Here is an 18,353-nt window from a genome sequence, read left to right on the forward strand (position 1 = left end):
AAGAGGACGTTGTCGGCGGTACCGTGCCAAATGAAATTGCCATCTGGCTCGTTGCTTCGTCGCTGATCGGGAAATCGGGGAGGCATGGCATCCGATGTCAGATAACCCGGGGCCGGCGGTTCGTCGTCGGCAGTTGGGGGCCGCGCTGCGTCGGCACCGGATCAAGGCCGGTCTGAGCGTCAAGGATGCCGCCGATCACCTGCTGTGTTCTCCGGCCAAGATCAGCCGGATCGAGACCGCCCAACGAAATCCGACACTACGTGATGTACGCGACCTAAGTAATATCTACGGCATATCGGAAGAGGAGAGCTCATGGCTCATGGCTCTCGCTCGCGAGAGTCGTGAACGCGCATGGTGGCAGGCCTTCGACTACGATCCCGGCCTGGAGACCTTGATCGGCTTGGAAGGCGCTGCCAGAACGATAAGCGAATTCCAAAATACGACCATTCCAGGACTGCTTCAAACGCCCGAGTACGCCAATGCGGTAATCAGCCTCTGGCGGCCGGCGAGTGCCGCCGCGCTGCAGAACGCCGTCCATCTCAGGATGAAGCGTCAACAGATACTGAGTGACAGTATCCGGCCAAGGCTCGACTACGTTTTGGACGAGGGGGTCCTTCGCCGGGTCGTCGGCGGCGTGGCCGTGATGCGGGCGCAGTTGGAGCATCTGGCGGAACTCTCAGCCGCTTCTGCCGTCGACTTGCGCATCATCCCGTACGGCGCCGGTGCCCACAAGGGTATGAGTCAGGGCTTCATCATTCTTGAATTCGGTGAGGCGGACGAAAGAATGCCATCTGCCGGCCCGGCATTGCCGACGGTCGTCTACATCGAGGGCCTGACCGGGGAGATGTATGTGGACCAGCCGGCCGAGGTCGCGCACTACCTCGACGTATTCAACGGGCTGAAAGGAAAAGCTCTGCAAAGGAATGAGAGCCTGGACCTTGTTCGATCGGTGAGCCGCACGTTGCGTACCTAGGCTCTGCAAACACCCCGGAAACGGGAAAGTCCTCGGACCCGGCCGAGGACTTTCCCGGGAGAGGAGACGGATCAGGGGATCATGTCGTCGAATTCTCCGTCCTTGGCGCCGCGGATGAACGCATGCCATTCGTCTGCGGTAAACTGCAGAACGGCACCATTCTCCCCGTCCTTCGAGTCGCGTACCGCGACCGAGCCATTTTCCATGGGAGCCACTTCGACGCACCCCCCATGTTGGCAATACCGGGCAGTCCGCCACTTCAAGTTGACAACCTCCGCGCGGCGCATAGTGTCTCCGTAAGTATGGAATTTTTGGACCCCCTCGCCGCGTAGGCACGCCAGAGAGGAGGCCGCCCCCCGGGCGGCCCTAAGCGTTAGCATAGCGGCAGCTCCGGCAACGTCACCCTCAACTTGGCCGTTCAGCGCGTCGCTTCGCCCCAGGTGGGGGCGGTCGGTCGATACCCTCACCACCCGCGCTGGCTCTCCACCAGCGCAAACGGGTGCGCGTGCCGCCGGCCGCGTGGCGGCGCCTGGGCGCCGTTCCTCAGCTGGTCGCCGGCCCGCGGCCAGCACGAGGAGTCGGCGGACGCTCCGCTCGGCGCCGCGCCCGACTGAATCAGGGTGGCTTCGGCCCAAGATACCTGCGCGGCGCGATTCCCACGAGCTCGTATCGCGGGTCCTCGGCAAGCATGGCCAGCAAGGAACGACCGGCCTGCCGAGTCGGAACGCTTCGTCCTCACCCCATTCGTCCACCTCGCCGTTCCTGTTCAATTTCCACTTGGCCCGAGTCATGTGTCATGCCCTAAATGCCATTCTGTGGCCTTCCTTACGTGCCCATCATCAGGGTGCATAGTCGGTACCCGGAACCTCAGATTGCCAGGAGAGTTGGCCGGAAAGGCGGCGAGAATCCCCGGATGCGGGACTTGAGGGAAGGCCAATTCCACGCGATCCTTCCAGCCGGCGGCCGTCGTCCGCGACACGGACCAAGAGCTCGAAGCCCTCGGCTACAGCTCGCTGTGGATCGGTGAGAACGTGGGGCGGGAACCGATCGGCCGGAGTGCCATTCTGCTCGCCGCCACCCGGCGCATCACCGTCGCGCCCGCTGTCGCGAACCTCTGGGCACGGGATGCGCTGTCCATGACGGCCGCGCAGCAGACCCTCGCCGACGCGTACGCACTCCGTTTGTTCTCGGTTTGGGTTCGGCGTCCTCGCCGACTGATCGACGCTCTGGTGGTTGGGGTAAGAGACAGCTGTCGCGAGACGCGTCGAGGAACACCGGCGGGCTGGTGCGGATCACGTTAGCTTTCAGGTGCTCGACGCCGACTTCCGGGGTTGCCGCTGCCCCAATGGCGTCGCCTGGCCGCCGTCATCCCGGCCGGATGCCGGCCCTGAAGAAGCCGGCATCCGACCATCCCGTGCCCGTCAGAGCTCGACCCGCTGGCCCTTCCCGATGACCACGATGCCGTTGTCGGAGACCGTGTAGAGCTTGCGGTCGCGGTCGAGGTCGACGCCGATCTGGGCGCCCTCCGGGATCGCCACGTTCTTGTCGATGATGGCGTTGCGGACGATCGCGCGCCGCCCCACCGACACGCCCTCCATCAGGACCGAGCCCTCCACGTGCGACCAGGAGTTCACCCGGACGTTCGGGGAGATCACCGACCGTTCGACGAGGGCGCCGGAGACCACCACGCCGGGCGAGATCATCGACTCGATGGCGCGGCCCTGGCGGTCGTCGTAGCCGTGCACGAACTTGGCCGGTGGCCAGGAGCCGTAGTTCGTGAAGATCGGCCAGTCGTGGTTGTAGAGGTTGAAGATGGGCAGCGTGGCGATCAGGTCCATGTGGGCCTCGTAGAACGAGTCCAGAGTCCCCACGTCGCGCCAGTAGCCGCGGTCGCGGTCGGTGGAGCCGGGCACGTCGTTGTCGCGGAAGTCGTAGACGTTCGCCTCGCCCCGCTCGACCAGCATCGGGATGATGTTGCCGCCCATGTCGTGCTTGCTGTCCGGGTCCTGGGCGTCCCTGGTGACCGCCTCGCACAGCGCGCGGGTGGTGAAGACGTAGTTGCCCATCGAGGCGTACACCTCGTCGGGGGAGTCGGGCAGGCCGACCGCGTCGCGCGGCTTCTCCCGGAAGGCCCGGATGCGCCGGCCGTCCTCGCCGACGTCGATCACGCCGAACTGGTCGGCCAGGGACCGCGGCTGGCGGATGCCGGCCACCGTCACCGCGGCGCCCGAGGCGATGTGTTCGTCGACCATCTGCTTCGGGTCCATGCGGTAGATGTGGTCGGCGCCGAACACGATGACGTAGTCGGGGGACTCGTCGTTGATCAGGTTCAGGCTCTGGTAGATGGCGTCCGCCGAGCCGGCGAACCAGCGGGGGCCGAGCCGCTGCTGCGCGGGTACGGGGGTCACGTAGTTGCCCAGCAGCGTCGACATCCGCCAGGTCTTGGTGATGTGCCGGTCCAGCGAGTGGGACTTGTACTGGGTCAGCACGACGATCTTGAGGAAGCCGCCGTTCGCCAGGTTGGAGAGCACGAAGTCGATCATGCGGTAGATGCCGCCGAACGGCACACCGGGTTTCGCCCGGTCGGCCGTCAGGGGCATCAGGCGCTTACCTTCACCACCGGCCAGAACGATCGCAAGCACCTTGACAGCCATGGGAGGACGCTAACTTTCCGCCGACGCGAACGCCAGCCGAAGAATGATGCCGGCCAAGAGAAAGCGAGCACAGGTTACCCGATCTTGCCCGGCCTCGCGCCCGGATCACCCGACTGCACTAGGCTGCCAGGCGTGCGTGTCGACTTGATTTCGCGGGAGTATCCGCCGGAGGTGTACGGCGGGGCCGGCGTCCACCTCGAGTACCTGTCCCGCGATCTGCGCCGCCTCGCGGACGTACGGGTGCATTGCTTCGGGCAACCGCGCAGCGAGCCCGGCGTGACCGCCTACCCGGAGCCCGCGGAGCTGAAGGACGCGAACGCGGCGCTGCGCACGATGGGCGTCGACCTGGAGATCGCCAACGGCTGCGCCGGCACCGACATCGTGCACAGCCACACCTGGTACGCGAACTTCGCCGGGCACACCGCGAAACTGCTGCACGGCGTCCCGCACGTGGTCACCACGCACAGTCTCGAGCCGCTGCGCCCGTGGAAGGCCGAGCAGCTGGGCGGTGGTTACGCGCTGTCCAGCTTCTGCGAGCGGGTCGCGATCGAGAGTGCGGACGCGATCATCGCGGTCTCCGGCGGGATGAAGCGGGACGTGCTCACCGCGTACCCCTCGGTCGATCCGGACCGGATCCGGGTGGTCTACAACGGCATCGACACCGAGCAGTACCAGCCCGACCACGGCACCGGCGTGATCGACCGGCTCGGCATCGACCTGAGCCGTCCGAGCGTGGTCTTCGTCGGCCGGATCACCCGGCAGAAGGGCCTGCCGTACCTGATGCGGGCCTGCCGCGAGCTGCCGCCGCAGACGCAGATCGTGCTGCTGGCCGGCGCGCCCGACACCAAGGAGATCGGGGCCGAGGTCGAGGCCCTCGCCGTCGAGCTGCGCGAGGCGCGGGACGAGCGCGGCGTGATCTGGGTGCAGGAGATGCTGCCCAAGACCGAGGTCATCCAGGTGCTCACGCACGCCACGGTGTTCGTCTGCCCGTCGATCTACGAGCCGATGGGCATCGTCAACCTGGAGGCGATGGCCTGCGAGACCGCGGTGGTGGCGACCGCGACCGGCGGCATCCCCGAGGTGGTGGCGGACGGCGAGACCGGCGTGCTGGTGCCGATCGAGCAGCTCGCCGACGGGACCGGCACGCCGGTGCACCCGGAGCGGTTCGTGGCCGACCTGGCCGCCGCGATGACCGAGCTGATCGAGGACCCGCAGCGGGCCGAGCGGATGGGCAAGGCGGGCCGGCGCCGCGCGGTCGAGAAGTTCAGCTGGTCGCGCATAGCCGAGGACACGATGGCGGTCTATCAGTCGGTGCTCTGAAGTATGGCTCGGGCGGCGGCGCGCCCGCTCAGCCAGGCGGTCTGCACCCGCGGCCGGCCGAAGGCGTCGCCGCACAGGTAGACGTGGCCCTCCCGGGCGTACAGTCCGTGACCGGGTTTCGGCGACGCGTACGGCCAGTGACGGGTCTCCACCGACACCGGGTCACCGAGGCCGAGCAGTTCGCCGACCGCCTTGGCCATCTGGACGCCCGGGTCGACCGAGGCTGCCATCGCCGCCGTGGAGTGCGCCACCAGCACCGGCGCCCGGTCCCCACGCCTTTCCCCGTCGTCGCAGACCGTCGACAGCACGGGGTGGTCATTCACGAAAATCCCGGAAAAATCATTCCAAGACCGATTTGCGTACGTGAGAATCGCCGTCACCGCCGGAGACCAGGACTGTGCCCGGGCGGCTCCCAGGTCGGCGATGGCCAGCGCCTGCGGCCCCGGCATGGCCAGCACCACGGCATCCGCCCGCGGCAACGACGTGACCGGAACCCCGAGCGTCACGTCCAGCTCGCGGGCCAGGTCCTCGGCCAGGCTCCGCAGCCCGTCCGGCGCCGCCCAGCGCGTCGTCGCCGCCCCCACCTGCCCGCGCAGCGTGTCGGTCCACGGCCGGGCCAGCCCGTCGATCCGCCAGGTCTGCAGCCGCCCCTGGAACGCCGGATCGTCCGCCGTCAGATAGGCGGCCCCGGTGTCCACCCAGCGCCCGCCCAGCCGCTCGCTGGCCAGCCGGCCGCCCACCTGCGGATCCCGCTCCAGGACCCGGGCCGGAACCCCGGCATCCACCAGCTCCCGGGCGCACGCCAGCCCGGCGATCCCGGCTCCCACGACGACGACGGCCATGTCGGAAAACTCTACGGCCGCCGATCCCGTCCGGCCGGCAAGGCACACTGGAGGGCATGCTCCGCCGCCGTCCGCCCCTGCGGCTCGTCCTTCCGCTCGCGTCCTTGCTGTTCGCGCTGGCCGTCCTCGGCCTGGGCCTGCTGCGTGCCGCCGTGTACCACCCGCCCGCCGTCGCCGGCGACGAGTCGGCGGTTCCGCTGGCCACGCCGGACGGACCGGCCGGCCGGTGCGGGGGAGTGCCGGTGGCCGCGACCCGGCAGCTGCGCGGGATGTGGCTGACGACGGTGCTGAACATCGACTTCCCGAGCCGCCCGGGGCTGCCCGAGGCGCAGGTCAAGGCCGAGTACGAGAAGTGGCTCGACCTCGCCGTGGCCCAGCACCACAACGCGATCTTCGTGCACGTGCGGCCGAGCGGCGACGCGTTCTGGCCGTCGGCCTACGCGCCCTGGTCCGAGTGGCTGACCGGCAAACGGGACGGCCGGTCGCCCGGGTGGGACCCGATGGCCTTCATGGTGAGCGAGGCGCACGCCCGTGACCTGGAATTTCACGCCTGGTTCAACCCGTACCGGGGAAGTCAGCCGGCCCCCGACGGACCCGGCGCCGATTTCACCAAGCTCGCGCCGAACCATCCACTGCTCGCCCACCGGGACTGGGCGATCGCCTATCCCACCGGCAAGACCGCCCGGCTCTACTTCGATCCGGGCAATCCGGACGCGCGCAAATTCGTCGAGGACTCGATGCTGGAGGCCGTCCAGAAGTACGACATCGACGGCGTCCACTTCGACGACTTCTTCTACCCGTATCCGCAGAACGGCCAGGACTTCCCCGACGACGCCAGCTACGCCAGGTACGGGCACGGCGAGGCCCGCGCGCAGTGGCGGCGGGACAACGTGGACACCCTGGTCCGCGAGATGGACCAGCGGATCAAGCAGCTCAAGCCGTGGGTGAAGTTCGGGATCAGCCCGTTCGGCATCTGGCGCAACAAGGCGACCGACCCGGCGGGCTCCGACTCGCGCGGGCTCGAGGCGTACGACGACATCTACGCCGACACCCGCAAGTGGGTGCAGCAGGGCTGGCTCGACTACATCGTGCCGCAGCTGTACTGGAACATCGGCTTCGCCAAGGCCGACTACGCCAAGGTGCTGCCGTGGTGGGTGTCGCTGGTGCAGGGCACGAACGTGCAGCTGTACATCGGCCAGGCCGACTACCGGGTCGGCGAGAAGGGCGCGTGGAGCGAACCGGCCGAGATCGACCGGCACCTGACCATGGACCAGAAGTACGGCGTGCAGGGCGAGGTCCACTTCAGCGCCGCCTCCGTCCGCGCCGATCGGCTCGGCTCGGTCACGCTGTACGACAAGGACCACTACGCGGCCCCCGCCCTGGTGCCGGTGATGAAGCAGCTGCCGGCGAACCCGCCCGGCGCCCCCACGCTGACCCGCGCGCGGGCGGCCGGGGCGTCGCGGCAATTCGACTTCACCCCGGGCCCCGGGGCGCGACCGGTGAGCTGGGCGCTCTACCGGGTGGCCGGCACCACCGCGAAACTGGTGGCGACCGGCCGCGCGGGCTCGCAGGTTGCCGACCCGACCCCGCCGACCGGCACGGCTGCCGTCTACTGCCTCGGCGGCCTTGACCGTTCCGGCAACCAGGGCCCGCTCGGCCCGCCGCTCACCGCCGACGCGTCCTGACCTTGCCACCCTCTTCCCGGCGACCACCGGACCAGCGTGCGGGGAGAGTCCTCGATCGACGACGAGATGTCGGCGCCCGCTCTGGCTCCTCGGCGGCTTCGGCCTCGGGCCGCCGCGATCGGCCGGGACCCGAGCGGCAGCCGAGCCGCTGGCATACCCATCCATTGTGGAATATCGTGCCCGGATGGGCACCGGGATGGTCGTCGCGCTGACCGGGGCGGGGGCGGTGGTTCTGCTGGCCGGGGCGGTCCGGGGCTTCCGGGCGGTCGTCAAGAGCCGCCGCCGGCACCTGTTCGGGCGACCCGTGCACCGGGTCCCCACCGACCGCCGGGTGGTCGCCCTCACCTTGGACGACGGGCCGTACCCGGAGCACTGCCAGGAGATCCTCGATATCCTGCGCAGTCGCCGAGTGCCGGCGACGTTCTTTCTGGTCGGCCGGGACGCGGCGGCGCATCCCGAGCTGACCGCCGCGATTCGGGCGGCCGGTCACGAGCTGGCCAACCACAGCTGGTCGCACCGCCGGATGCTGTTCATGCGGGGGGCGACGATCGCCGGTGAGATCCAGCGGACCGACGACGTTCTGGCCCGGGCCGGTCAGCCGGGTCCGCCGCTGTTCCGTCCGCCGAACTGCGCGAAGCTGTTCGGCCTGCCCTACCACCTGCACCGGGCCGGGCGCCCGATGATCACGTGGGACGTGGAGCCGGAGACCGAGCCCGGGCCGACCGGCGACGCCGAGGTCATCGTCGAGCGGGCGCTGTCCTCCGCCCGTCCAGGATCTATCCTCCTGTTGCACCCGATGGACCAGGTCAACACCGCCACCCGGGCCGCCCTGCCCGGCATCGTCGACGGCCTCCTGGCCCGGGGGTTCACCCTGGTCACCGTCTCCGAGTTGCTCCGCGAGCGGGTTCAGGCACCCTCCGGCCGGGCGTAGGAGGCCCAGAGCGACCGCATCTCATCGCTGTCGGCGAGAAGATCCGCCAGGGTCCCCGAGCCGATCATGCCGCCCCGGCCGAGCAGCACCACCTGGTCGGCCGACTCCAGCAACCGGCGGCGGTGCGAGACGGCCACCACGGTGACACCGTCGCGGCGCAACTCGTCGAACAGCTCCCGTTCGGTCGGCCCGTCGAGCGCGCTGGACGCATCGTCCAGGAAGACCACGTCGGGCCGGCGCACCAGGGCCCGGGCGATCGCGACCCGCTGCAGTTGACCACCGGAGAGCCGCAGGCCGCGCGGCCCGACCGCGGTGGCGGTGCCCTCGGGCATCGCGGCGAGATCGATCTCCAGACGGGCCAGTCGCAGCGCACGGTCCAGATCCGACTCGGTGACCGCCGCGCCGAGCGTGACGTTCTCCCGCAGCGTGCCGGTGAACAGCCGGGGGACCTGCGGCACGTAGGCGCATCGGGGCGGCGCGAGGTCGGCCGGCCGCACCACGGTGCCGTTCCAGCGGATCTCACCGGTGACCGGGCCGGTCAACCCGAGGATCGCTCGCAGCAGCGTGCTTTTGCCGGTGCCGAACCGGCCGGTCACGACGACCAGCGCGCCCGCCGTCACGGTCAGGCAGACCCCTTCCGCTCCCGGGCGGTGGACCAGCGAGCTCACGGTGAGCTCGCGCAGCGGCTCCAGCGTCGCCGGGTCGGCGCCGGGCGCGGGCGGCGGGTCGGTGTCGTCCATCCGCACGCGCCGGCCGACCGGGCCGTCCGGGAGGTCGTGGCGCGTCCGGTCGAGCGAGATGCCGAGCCGCTGCAGCCGGACGACCAGTACGCCCAGGGACGCCAGCGCCTCGGTGAGCATCTGCAGGTAGTAACCGAAGAGCGCGATGTCGCCGACGGTCAGACTGCCGTCGCCGAGGCCACGGGCAGCGGCCAGCAGAACCAGTCCGGTGCCCAGCGGCGCGACGTTCGCGACGGCGTTCTGCTGAAGCGCGGCGTACGTCTCCTCGGCCACCGCCGCCCGGTAGCGTTCCTGGCCGAGCCGGTGCAGGTGTTCGCCGATGTGACTCTCGGCGTGGGCCGCCTGGATCACCGGAACACCGGCGATCGCGTCACGGAAACCCGCGCGCACGCGGGCGGTGGCCGCCACGCTCGCCGCCCGGTACCGCCGGTATCGGCCGTGCATCGCCCGGATCGTCGCCGACAGCACGAGAAGGAGCCCGAACACCGCCGAGGCCAGAGCCGCGTCGACACTCATCAGGATGGCGACGGCCGCCACCGCGAAGATCCAACGCGCCAGGTTGGCCGGCGACCACGCCGCGAACGTGCTGATCTCCTCGACGTCGTTGCCCATGATGGTGAGCACCCCTGGATCACCGGTCCGGTCGGCCGGCGCGCGGAGCCGGGCGGTCAGTAACTGGTCGCGGAGCAGCGCCTTGGTGCGGAAGACGATGCTCGGCTCGAGCCGGGAGATGACCGACGTGAACTGCAGGGTCTGCCGGGCCGCCTCGACCCCGCCGATCGCGGCGATCAGGCTCCAGGGGCCGAGGCCGGCGGCCCGGCCGCCGGAGATCGCGTCGAAGAGCCGCTGCAGCAGCAGCCCGACCGCGAGGGTGCCCACGCGCAGCAGCGTCCAGGCGCCGACCAGCACCAGGTAGTCGCGCCGCTGCCCGCGCAGCACCGAGGCGAAACGCCGCACGGTCGTCACGGAGCGGCCGTTTCCGCGGCGATCAGCCGGGCGAACGCCGAGCCGGGATCGGCGAGCAGGGCGGCCCGGGCGCCGTACTCGGCGACCTGCCCGTCGTCGAGCACCAGGATCCGGTCCGCCACCTCCAGGGTTTCCAGCCGGTGCGACACGATGACCGCGGTGCGGCCGCGGGCGAATCGGCGCAGCGCCTCCCGCAGCGCCCGCTCGGCGTGCGGATCGATCTGCGAGGACGGCTCGTCCAGGAGCACGATCGCCGGGTCGGTGAGGAAGGCACGGGCGAGGTTGAGCATCTGACCCTCCCCGGTGGACAAACGGTTCCACCCGGCGTCGAGGCGGGTGTCCAGCCCGTCCGGCAACGACTCCAGCAGCGCGCCCAGGCCGGCTTCGCGCAGCGCGGTGAGCAGCGCGCGGTCGTCGTAGCCGGTCGCGAAGAGGGTCAGGTTGTCGCGCAGGGTGCCGTCGAAGAGCGTGATGCCCTGGGGGATGTAGGCGACCGAGCGGCGCAACGACGCCCGGTTCAGCAGGCTCAGGTCGTGGCCCCCGACGTGGATCCGGCCGGCGCTCGGCACGAGGTGCCGGAAGGCCAGCTTGATTATCGTCGACTTGCCGCTGCCGGTCCGGCCGACCAACCCGAGGATCTGTCCGGCCGGGAGCCGGAACGAGACGTCACGAAGGATGGCCGGCCCCTCGTCGTAGCCGAACGTCACCCGGTCGAAGACCAGCTCGTACGACCGGTTCGGAGCCAACCGGGCGGTACCCTCGGCGGGCCGGTCGACGAGCAGTCGCCGGACCCGGCGGAGGCTGACCACCGCGGTCTGCGCCTCCAGCGCGCGACTGGCGATCTGGGTGAGCGGGAAGCGGATCAGGGTGGCGTAGCTCAGCGCCGCGAAGACGGTTCCCACCGTCGCCGTGCCGGCGCGGTTCAGCTCGACACCGAGCGCCAGCGCGAGCAACGTGCTGATCACCGACAGCGCCTGCACGGTCGCGGGCCAGCGCGCGCCGGTGGCGGCCGCGAGCCGCCCGGTGCGGTATTCCCGGCGTCCCAGCTCCCACAGCGAGCTCCTGACGTGGTCGACGCCGCCGGCGGTACGCAGGTCCTCGGCACCGGTCGTCCACTCGTCGACCGCGCCCAGGATCAGGGCTTCCGTCTCCCGCTGCGCCTCGATGTACGGCAGTGCCCGCCCGGCCTGGCGCCGCAGCAGCACCAGCATGGCCGCGGTGAACGGCAGGAACAGGACGCCGAAGCGCCAGTCCAGGCGGCACAGCGCGGCGATGATGCCGACAGCGAGCAGGGTCTGGGCGGCCAGGTCGAGCAGCAGGCCGGACATGGTCGAGCCGAGCCGGGCGGTGTCGTTGTCGATCCGGTCGACCAGCTCGCCCGGGGAGGCTTTCGCGAAGAACGACGCGTTCTGCCGTAGCAGGCCCGCCATGATCTGGTCCCGCAGATCGTTCGTGGAGCTCCAGGCGAGCTTGGCGCTGATGTTGGCCATCAGCACCGACGTGCCCAGCCCGGCCACCACGAGGGCGAAGTAGACGACCACCAGCCGTCCGGTCGATTCGATCCGCCCGGAAACGGCCGAGTCGATGAACCGGCGCAGGATCTCGGGCGTCAGCAACTGGCGGCCGATGTCCAGCGGCAACAGCATTGCCAGTAGCGCCAAGCGCCACCGGTTGATTCGAAAATGGCGCCGAAAGAATGGCTTCCAAGATTCAGAATGTGACTCGTCGATCAACGGCATTTCAACGGCAGCCAATGTCTATCCATCGGATCCGGGCACCGGCATCCGGACCGCGGGCAAGGCATGATGCCAGGCACGTGCAACACCCCGTCGTGGGCACCCACCGCGATGCGCTCTTCTGAGCTGTGTGTTCATAGAGGTTACGGTCTCGCAGGCGGCCAACGTACCATGACTTCCGTCGATGCGCCTACCGTCTTTCAGCCCCTCGCCGCCAACCTGGGAATACGCGTCCAGGTTCCGGATAATCAGCCCTCGAAACGTGCGCCGGCGCCGGACGGGGTAGACGTCTCAGCCACCTCTACTGTAGACATGAGACCGATCATACCGATTACGGGGCGGATGGTGTTTTGGTAACACCCAATCATGCTTGCCAACGGCGAGGTGCTGGATGCGCCACCGGATCGGCCATGCCTGCGCACTGAGACGCGCGACAGGAACGGGGAGGAGGGCCACCCGATGGCGAATCCGCAAGTCGCTCGAAGGATCCTCGTGACGGGCTCGGCCGGCTTCATCGGCAGCAACCTGGTGCGGCACCTGGCCGCGGCCGGCCGCCAGGTGGTCGGCATCGACCGCCGCGAGCCGGCACCCGGCACCGACTTTCCGGACCACCTCCGGCAGGTGGTCGGCGACCTCCGCTCGGTCGACCTCGCGCCGCTGCTGGAGGGCGTCGGCACCGTCGTGCACCTCGCCGCGATTCCCGGCGTACGGCCCTCGTGGCGGGACTTCGACGACTACGTCGAGTGCAACCTGCTGGTCACCCGGCGCCTGCTCGAGGCATGCACGACCGCCGGCACACCCCGGCTGGTGATCGCCTCCTCGTCATCGGTCTACGGCGACGGGGTCCGCGGGCCGATGGCGGAGACCCGGTCACCCGCGCCCGCCTCGCCGTACGCCGTCACCAAGCTCGCCGCGGAGCAGCTCGCCCTCGCCTACGCGCACCGGCCCGGCAGCCGGCTGTCCACTGTGGCATTGCGGTTCTTCACCGTGTATGGGCCGGGTCAACGCCCCGACATGCTGATCTCCCGGCTGATCCGGGCCGCGCTGACCGGCGACGAGATCGAGATCTACGGCGACGGCACCGCGCGCCGCGACTTCATCTACGTCGGTGATGTCGTCGAGGCCATCACCCGGGTCGTCGACGCGAACGTCGGCAGTGGTGTGTTCAACCTCGGCTCCGGCGGCAACGTCTCGCTCACCGAGTTGATCTCCCAGGTCAGCGAGCTGGCCGAGCGCGCGCCGCGAGTGGTCCACCGGGACCGCAAGGCCGGCGATGTCGGCTTCACGCTGGCCGATACCGGCCGCACCGCGACCGCGCTGGGCTTCCGGGCGGCCACCACCCTGGTTGAGGGTTTACGCCTGAGTATCGAGGCCCAGCGCGCACGGATGGCCACGACCAGCGCCTGACCGATCGCGGCACGGGGGAGCTACGGGATGTGTGGTTTCGCGGGTTTCAGCCACCCGGGATTCAGCGGGCCGGAAGGCTACGACCTGGCCCTGTCGATGCTCGCGGCGATCCGGCACCGCGGCCCGGACGGCGTGGCGGCCGGCCGGCACGGCGAAATGATGCTCGGCCACTGCGCGCTGCCGTTCACGGATCCGGTCAACGGCGCTCAGCCGCTGGTCACCGCGTCCGGGAACACCGCCGTCGTGCTGAACGGGGAGATCTACAACTTCCCCGAGCTGCGGGCCGAGCTGGCCGCCGGCGGTCTGGCCCCGCGGACCGGGTCGGACACCGAGGTCCTCGCCGAACTGCTGGAGCGCGACGGGGTCCGGGCGCTGGAACGGATCCGGGGCATGTTCGCCTTCGCCCTGCACGACCGGCGCGACGGGCGGACGATTCTGGCCCGCGACCGTCTCGGCAAGAAGCCGCTCTACTACTTCCACGACGGTGCCGGCCTGGTCTTCGCCTCCGAGCTGAGCGCGTTACGCCGGCATCCGCGGTGCCCGTCCACCCCCGATCCCGAGGCGGTCGCCGACTATCTGGTGCTCCAGGCGTTCCCGGCGACCAGGTCGGTGCTCACCGGCGTGCACAAGGTGCCGCCCGGCAGCTACCTGGAGTGGGCGCCGGGCATGACCCGCACGGTCGTCCACTGGCAGCCCGGCCTGCCCGCGACACGGGACCACCGGCCGGCCGGCGAGGTCGAGCGCGACCTCGAGACGGTGCTGCGCGCGGCGGTCGTGCGACGGCTCGGCGGTGCCTCCACTCCCGGGGTGCTGCTCAGCGGCGGCCTCGACTCGAGCGTGGTGGCGGCGCTCGTCAAGCAGGAGACGGGCCGGGCCCCGGCCACCTTCTCGGTCGGCTTCACCGACCCCGCGTTCGACGAGACCGACGCCGCGGCCGCCGTCGCCCGGCATCTCGGGACCGACCATCACCACCGCCGGCTCAGCGCCGGCGACCTGGCCGACGGAGTACGCGAGTGGTACGGCCGGATCGACGAGCCGCTGGCCGACTCGTCCCTGCTGCCCACCGTGCTCGCCTGTGACCTGGCCGCCGGATCGGTGCGTTGCGTGCTCACCGGTGACGGCGCCGACGAGGTGCTCCTGGGCTACCGCTACTTCCAGGCCGAGCGGCTGCTCGGCCTGCTCGGCTCGCTGCCCCGGCCGGTCATCGCCCGGCTCGCGGCGGCGTTGCGGCGCCTGCCGGTCCGGCACGGCAACCTGCCGGCGACCGCCGTCGCCCGCCGGCTGGGGTACGCCCTGGGTTGCCCGCCGCAACGCCGGTTCCTGCTCGCCGGGGCACCGTTCCAGCCCGCCGAGCTGGCCCGGGTCCTGGTCCCGCCGGCGACCGGCCGGCCGTTCGAGCGGGTCGACGCCACGCTCGGTGCGGATCCGGCGCTGAGCTCGCTGGAGCGCAGCCAGCTCGGCATCATCGCGCACTTCCTGACCGACGTGATCCTCACCAAGGTGGACCGGGCGTCGATGCTCACCTCGATCGAGGCCCGGTCGCCGTTCCTGGACGAGGCCATCGTGGACTTCTGCGCCGGCCTCCCGGCCGGCCGTAAACTCCGCGGGTTCACCGGCAAACACCCGCTGCGCCGGATCGCGGCGCGGATGCTCCCGGCGGCCACCGCGTACGGCGTGAAGACCGGATTCCGGGCGCCGATCGGCACCCTGCTGCTCCGCGAGCTGCGCCCCCTGCTGCTGGAGACGCTCGCTCCGCGCCGGCTGGAGCAGCACGGCCTGTTCCGCCCCGAGGCCGTCCAGGGGCTGGTCGGCCAGCACCTCGACGGCCGGGCCGACCACTCGCGGAAGCTCTGGGCGCTGCTCTGCTTCCAGCTCTGGCAGGACGCTGAACCCGCCCCCGCCGGCGGTGCCCTAGTGACCGCCTGCACCGAGCGGCACCTGCGTGAGTTGCACGCTCAGGCCGCGGGCGAGGGCCAGAAGGGCATGCCAAAGGAGGACACAGCATGACCGAGCCACGCATCGTCGTCGTGTCCCCGCGCACCTGGGGACAGTTCGGCAACTTCCTGGCCGCCACCCGGCTCGCCGGCGTGCTGCGGGAACGCCTTCCGGGCCGGGAGGTCGACGTCTGGGAGGCGGAACCCCTGCTGCCCTTCATGGGTGAGTACGGGGCCCGGATCGCCGAGATCTCCACCGGCTCACCGGATGCCCGGACCCGTACGACGCGGTATCTCGCCCTGATGGCGGAGATCGACCAGGCCTACCCGGCCGGTTTCGAGACCGACCCCGGCCACCCGGTCGCCGACCGCCTCGATGGCCTGCGCGAGGCGCTCGCGGAGGCCCGGCCGGAGTTGGTCATCGGCACCAAGGGATTCGTCGCCCGGCTCTGCCGCGCGGCCCTGCACGGGTCTGACGTCCCGGTGGTCAGCTACGTGACCAACCCCGGTCTGCTGGAGCTGCCGATCCATCGAAGCGCCGCGCTCCACGCGACCCTCGTCCCGTTCGCCTGGGCCGGGCAGCGGCTGGTCACCGAGGTGGGCGCGGACCCGGCCTCGGTGCACGTGGTCGGGCCGCTGGTGGCCCGGCACGACCTGGGCTCGTTCGTGAGCGCCGACGTCGACCTGGACGCCCGTCCCGGCTGGCCGGTCCCGGCGGCCGACGGACCGGACCGGCCCCGGATCATCGTGTTCAGCAACCGGGGCGGCGACGACTACGTCCGCGTGCTGAACCACCTGGCCGACCGGCACCCGGACACCGACGTGGTGTTCGTCGGCTACGACGACCCGGCGCTGATCGAGCGGGTCACCCGGGACGTCGGCCTGACCCGGTGGCGCTTCCACACCAAGCTCACCCAGCGCGAGTACTTCGCCTACATCGAGGGCGCGGCCGCCGCCGACCACGCCTTCCTCATCTCCAAGGCCGGGCCGAACACCACACTCGAGGCGGCATCCTTCGGCATCCCCGTCCTGATGCTGGAGTCCGGCCTGCCGATGGAGAGCTGGGTCGGCGGCCTGATCGACGAGCACGGTCTCGGGCGGTGCCGGGTCACCGCCGACGAACTCCTGGCCGACCTCGACCAATGGCTCACCGACCGTGCGCTGATCGCGGCCCGCAAGCGCGACTGCCGCGCCTTCGCCGCATCCGTGCTGGACCCCCAGGGAACGGCTGAACGCATCGAGAACGCGATCCGACCCCTCCTGGACCGACGAAGGGTCGCCGCGACACCAGGCGCACCGGAGAGGAACCGCCCGTGACCGAGACGACTGCCGACACCCAGGCCGACAACGCGACCCGGCGTGGCATCGACTTCCTGATGAGCCGCCGGGACGAGGACGGGCTCTGGCGCGACTACGACATGCTCGGGCCCAGCGACGACTGGATCACCGCGTACGTGGCGAGCGTGCTCGTCCGGCTGCCCGACGACGACGCCGTCCGGGCCGCGCACGAGGCACTCGACCTGCTGATCCCGGAGCAGCACGACAACGGCGGCTGGAACTACAGCGAGGTCGCCCCGGAGGACGCCGACAGCACCGGCTGGGTGCTGCACCTGGCCGAGCTGGCCGGACGGTCCGAGGAGCCGTGGGCGGTCCACGGGCGGGCCTTCGTCAGCCGCCACGTCCACGACGACGGGCTCGTCTCGACGTACGTGCCGGAGCTGGCCAAGGACATCTTCGACCGCTATCCGATCGTGCCCAGCTGGGCCGGATGGTGCGGCGGACACGTCTGCGTGACCGCGGCCGTCGCCGGGCTGGCCGGCCTGGCCGAGCGCGACCGGGTCGTGGCCGGGCTGCTGGAAGCCCAGCGCCCGACCGGGGAATGGCCGGCCTACTGGTGGATCGACCCGGAGATGAGCACGGCCCTCGCGGTCGAGTCGCTGCGCTCGGTGCCGGGGACCGAGCCGGCCCGGGCCGCCGCGGCCCGCTGGGCGGCCGGCCGGATCGGCGCCGGCGGGGCGGTGACCAATCACCTGCATCCGGACGGTTCGCCGTTCGCGACCGCCTTGGCGCTGCGCACCGTCGCCGCCGGCGAGCCGGGCACCGGAGACGCGGCGATCCGGGCCGCGACCGGGTGGCTCGAAAGTCAGCAACGGCCGGACGGCTCGTGGACGCCGTCGGCTCGCCTGCGCATGGCGCTGCCCTGGGAGACCGATCCGGACAGCTACGCGGACTGGACGTTCGACGGGGTCGGGCGGCTCAGCCTGGGGACCATCGCCCGGGACACGTTCGGGCTGCACACCACCGCGACCGTCGTACGGGCGCTGCACATCGGCGCGGACAGGACCGGCGCATGACCACCGAGACCCGCATGACCACAGAGACCGGCGAACGGCGGCGGGACGTCCTCGCCCACCTGCGGACGCACCGCGGCCACGTCATCCACGTCGTCGACCCGTTCAAGATCGAGGTGGCGGAGGCGGTGGAGAAAGCCGGAGCGGTCGCCGAGGCGGGCATGCCGGCGCTGCTGCTGGCCAGTACCGACTACGAGGACTTCGAGGCGGTCATGCCGGCCTATGTGGACGCCGTACGGGCGGTCACCGGCATCCCGACCATCCTGCACTTCCCGCCGATCCCCGGCCGGGGCTTCCCGGTGGTCGAGGAGGCGGACAGCGTGATGCTGCCCGCGCTGCTCGGCTCCGACGACCCGTACTACGTGTGGAAGAGCCTGCTGGAGACGTACGACCTGGGCAACGGATCGGGATCGGCGCAGCCGTTGCTCTCCGCGGCCCTGACCTTCGGGCGGGACGACCGCTCCTACGCCCGGATGGGCACCCGGCCCGTCGGCCAGGACGAGGAGTCCGTCGCCCGGTATGCGGACTGCACCCGGCAATTCGGTTTCGACCTCGCCTATCTCTACTCTCGCAACGAGCGGGTGAACCCACGGAGCTGCGAGATCTTCCGGGCCCGGATGGCGCCCGAACAGCTGCTGTTCGTCAGCGGTGGCGTTCGCTCGCCCGAGCAGGTGGACGCCTATCTGCAGGCCGGCGCGGACTACGTGATCTTCGCCGGCGCGCTGGAGACCCCGGACTGGCGAGCGGCTCTCGCCCGGCTCTGTTCGGCCCAGCGGTTGCAACGTCGTGAGCCCATCCTCCTCTGATCGGATCG

The 18,353-nt window shown here is 70.6% G+C and carries 14 protein-coding genes and 1 pseudogene; 10 read left to right on the forward strand and 5 right to left on the reverse strand.

All coding sequences use genetic code 11. From position 1 onward, the window contains the following. The first annotated feature begins 94 nt into the window (after positions 1-94). Positions 95-973 carry a helix-turn-helix domain-containing protein gene (locus tag IH26_RS0107730; RefSeq protein WP_030435425.1) on the forward strand — a complete coding sequence of 293 codons (879 nt, stop codon included), beginning with the start codon at positions 95-97 and terminating at the stop codon, positions 971-973. Positions 974-1,044: 71 nt separating this feature from the next. Here the strand turns inward: IH26_RS0107730 and IH26_RS64190 are convergent, their stop codons facing one another. After that, a complete protein-coding gene (locus IH26_RS64190) occupies positions 1,045-1,764 on the reverse strand; it encodes a DUF397 domain-containing protein (protein ID WP_342668249.1) in 720 nt (239 codons plus the stop codon). Between the two features lie 180 nt (positions 1,765-1,944). Here IH26_RS64190 and IH26_RS64470 point away from each other — a divergent pair. Next, positions 1,945-2,274: pseudogene (locus IH26_RS64470) on the forward strand (LLM class flavin-dependent oxidoreductase); the annotation flags it as partial. Positions 2,275-2,394: 120 nt separating this feature from the next. Here the strand turns inward: IH26_RS64470 and glgC are convergent. Next, complete coding sequence (glgC, locus tag IH26_RS0107740; protein WP_030435427.1) at positions 2,395-3,627, reverse strand: glucose-1-phosphate adenylyltransferase; 1,233 nt, start codon at positions 3,625-3,627, stop codon at positions 2,395-2,397. A 132-nt stretch (positions 3,628-3,759) separates the two neighbouring features. Here glgC and glgA point away from each other — a divergent pair, with 132 nt between their 5' ends. Continuing rightward, positions 3,760-4,947 (forward strand): glycogen synthase, encoded by a 1,188-nt coding sequence (gene glgA, locus IH26_RS0107745; RefSeq protein WP_030435428.1) that lies wholly within the window; start codon positions 3,760-3,762, stop codon positions 4,945-4,947. Here glgA and IH26_RS0107750 read toward each other — a convergent pair. Continuing rightward, complete coding sequence (locus IH26_RS0107750) at positions 4,932-5,789, reverse strand: NAD(P)/FAD-dependent oxidoreductase (protein ID WP_030435429.1); 858 nt, start codon at positions 5,787-5,789, stop codon at positions 4,932-4,934. The genes glgA and IH26_RS0107750 overlap by 16 nt on opposite strands. 56 nt (positions 5,790-5,845) lie before the next feature. On the opposite strand from IH26_RS0107750, the gene IH26_RS0107755 reads away from it, so the two are divergent. After that, positions 5,846-7,474 carry a glycoside hydrolase family 10-like protein gene (locus IH26_RS0107755; protein ID WP_030435430.1) on the forward strand — a complete coding sequence of 543 codons (1,629 nt, stop codon included), beginning with the start codon at positions 5,846-5,848 and terminating at the stop codon, positions 7,472-7,474. 184 nt (positions 7,475-7,658) lie between these two features. Beyond that, positions 7,659-8,405, forward strand: coding sequence for a polysaccharide deacetylase family protein (locus tag IH26_RS0107760; RefSeq protein WP_030435431.1), 747 nt, complete (start codon positions 7,659-7,661; stop codon positions 8,403-8,405). On the opposite strand, the gene IH26_RS0107765 is transcribed toward IH26_RS0107760, so the two are convergent. After that, positions 8,381-10,111, reverse strand: a complete 1,731-nt coding sequence (locus tag IH26_RS0107765) for an ABC transporter ATP-binding protein (protein ID WP_051807694.1) — start codon at positions 10,109-10,111, stop codon at positions 8,381-8,383. The two genes, IH26_RS0107760 and IH26_RS0107765, sit on opposite strands and share 25 nt — an antisense overlap. Beyond that, entirely contained in the window at positions 10,108-11,757 is a 1,650-nt protein-coding gene (locus IH26_RS0107770) for an ABC transporter ATP-binding protein (protein ID WP_051807696.1), read from the reverse strand. The genes IH26_RS0107765 and IH26_RS0107770 overlap by 4 nt, the downstream gene beginning before the upstream one ends. Before the next feature lie 582 nt (positions 11,758-12,339). Here IH26_RS0107770 and IH26_RS0107775 point away from each other — a divergent pair. Genes IH26_RS0107775 through IH26_RS0107795 form a run of 5 tightly spaced genes read left to right on the forward strand, consistent with a single transcriptional unit; the run spans position 12,340 to position 18,345 of the window. Next, entirely contained in the window at positions 12,340-13,254 is a 915-nt protein-coding gene (locus IH26_RS0107775) for an NAD-dependent epimerase/dehydratase family protein (RefSeq protein ID WP_169789734.1), read from the forward strand. A 27-nt stretch (positions 13,255-13,281) separates the two neighbouring features. Further along, entirely contained in the window at positions 13,282-15,261 is a 1,980-nt protein-coding gene (gene asnB, locus IH26_RS0107780) for an asparagine synthase (glutamine-hydrolyzing) (protein WP_063763658.1), read from the forward strand. Continuing rightward, entirely contained in the window at positions 15,258-16,505 is a 1,248-nt protein-coding gene (locus IH26_RS0107785) for a glycosyltransferase family protein (RefSeq protein WP_051807698.1), read from the forward strand. The genes asnB and IH26_RS0107785 overlap by 4 nt, the downstream gene beginning before the upstream one ends. Continuing rightward, positions 16,502-17,542: a prenyltransferase/squalene oxidase repeat-containing protein gene (locus IH26_RS0107790; protein ID WP_030435437.1), complete on the forward strand. Its 1,041-nt coding sequence runs from the start codon at positions 16,502-16,504 to the stop codon at positions 17,540-17,542. The genes IH26_RS0107785 and IH26_RS0107790 overlap by 4 nt, the downstream gene beginning before the upstream one ends. Further along, the gene (locus IH26_RS0107795) at positions 17,539-18,345 is read left to right on the forward strand and encodes a geranylgeranylglyceryl/heptaprenylglyceryl phosphate synthase (RefSeq protein ID WP_063763659.1); all 807 of its coding nucleotides are present in this window, start codon (positions 17,539-17,541) and stop codon (positions 18,343-18,345) included. The genes IH26_RS0107790 and IH26_RS0107795 overlap by 4 nt, the downstream gene beginning before the upstream one ends. The last annotated feature ends 8 nt before the right edge of the window (positions 18,346-18,353 follow it).

It is taken from the genome of Actinoplanes subtropicus, from assembly GCF_000721705.1.
Classification (GTDB): Bacteria; Actinomycetota; Actinomycetes; order Mycobacteriales; family Micromonosporaceae; genus Actinoplanes; species Actinoplanes subtropicus.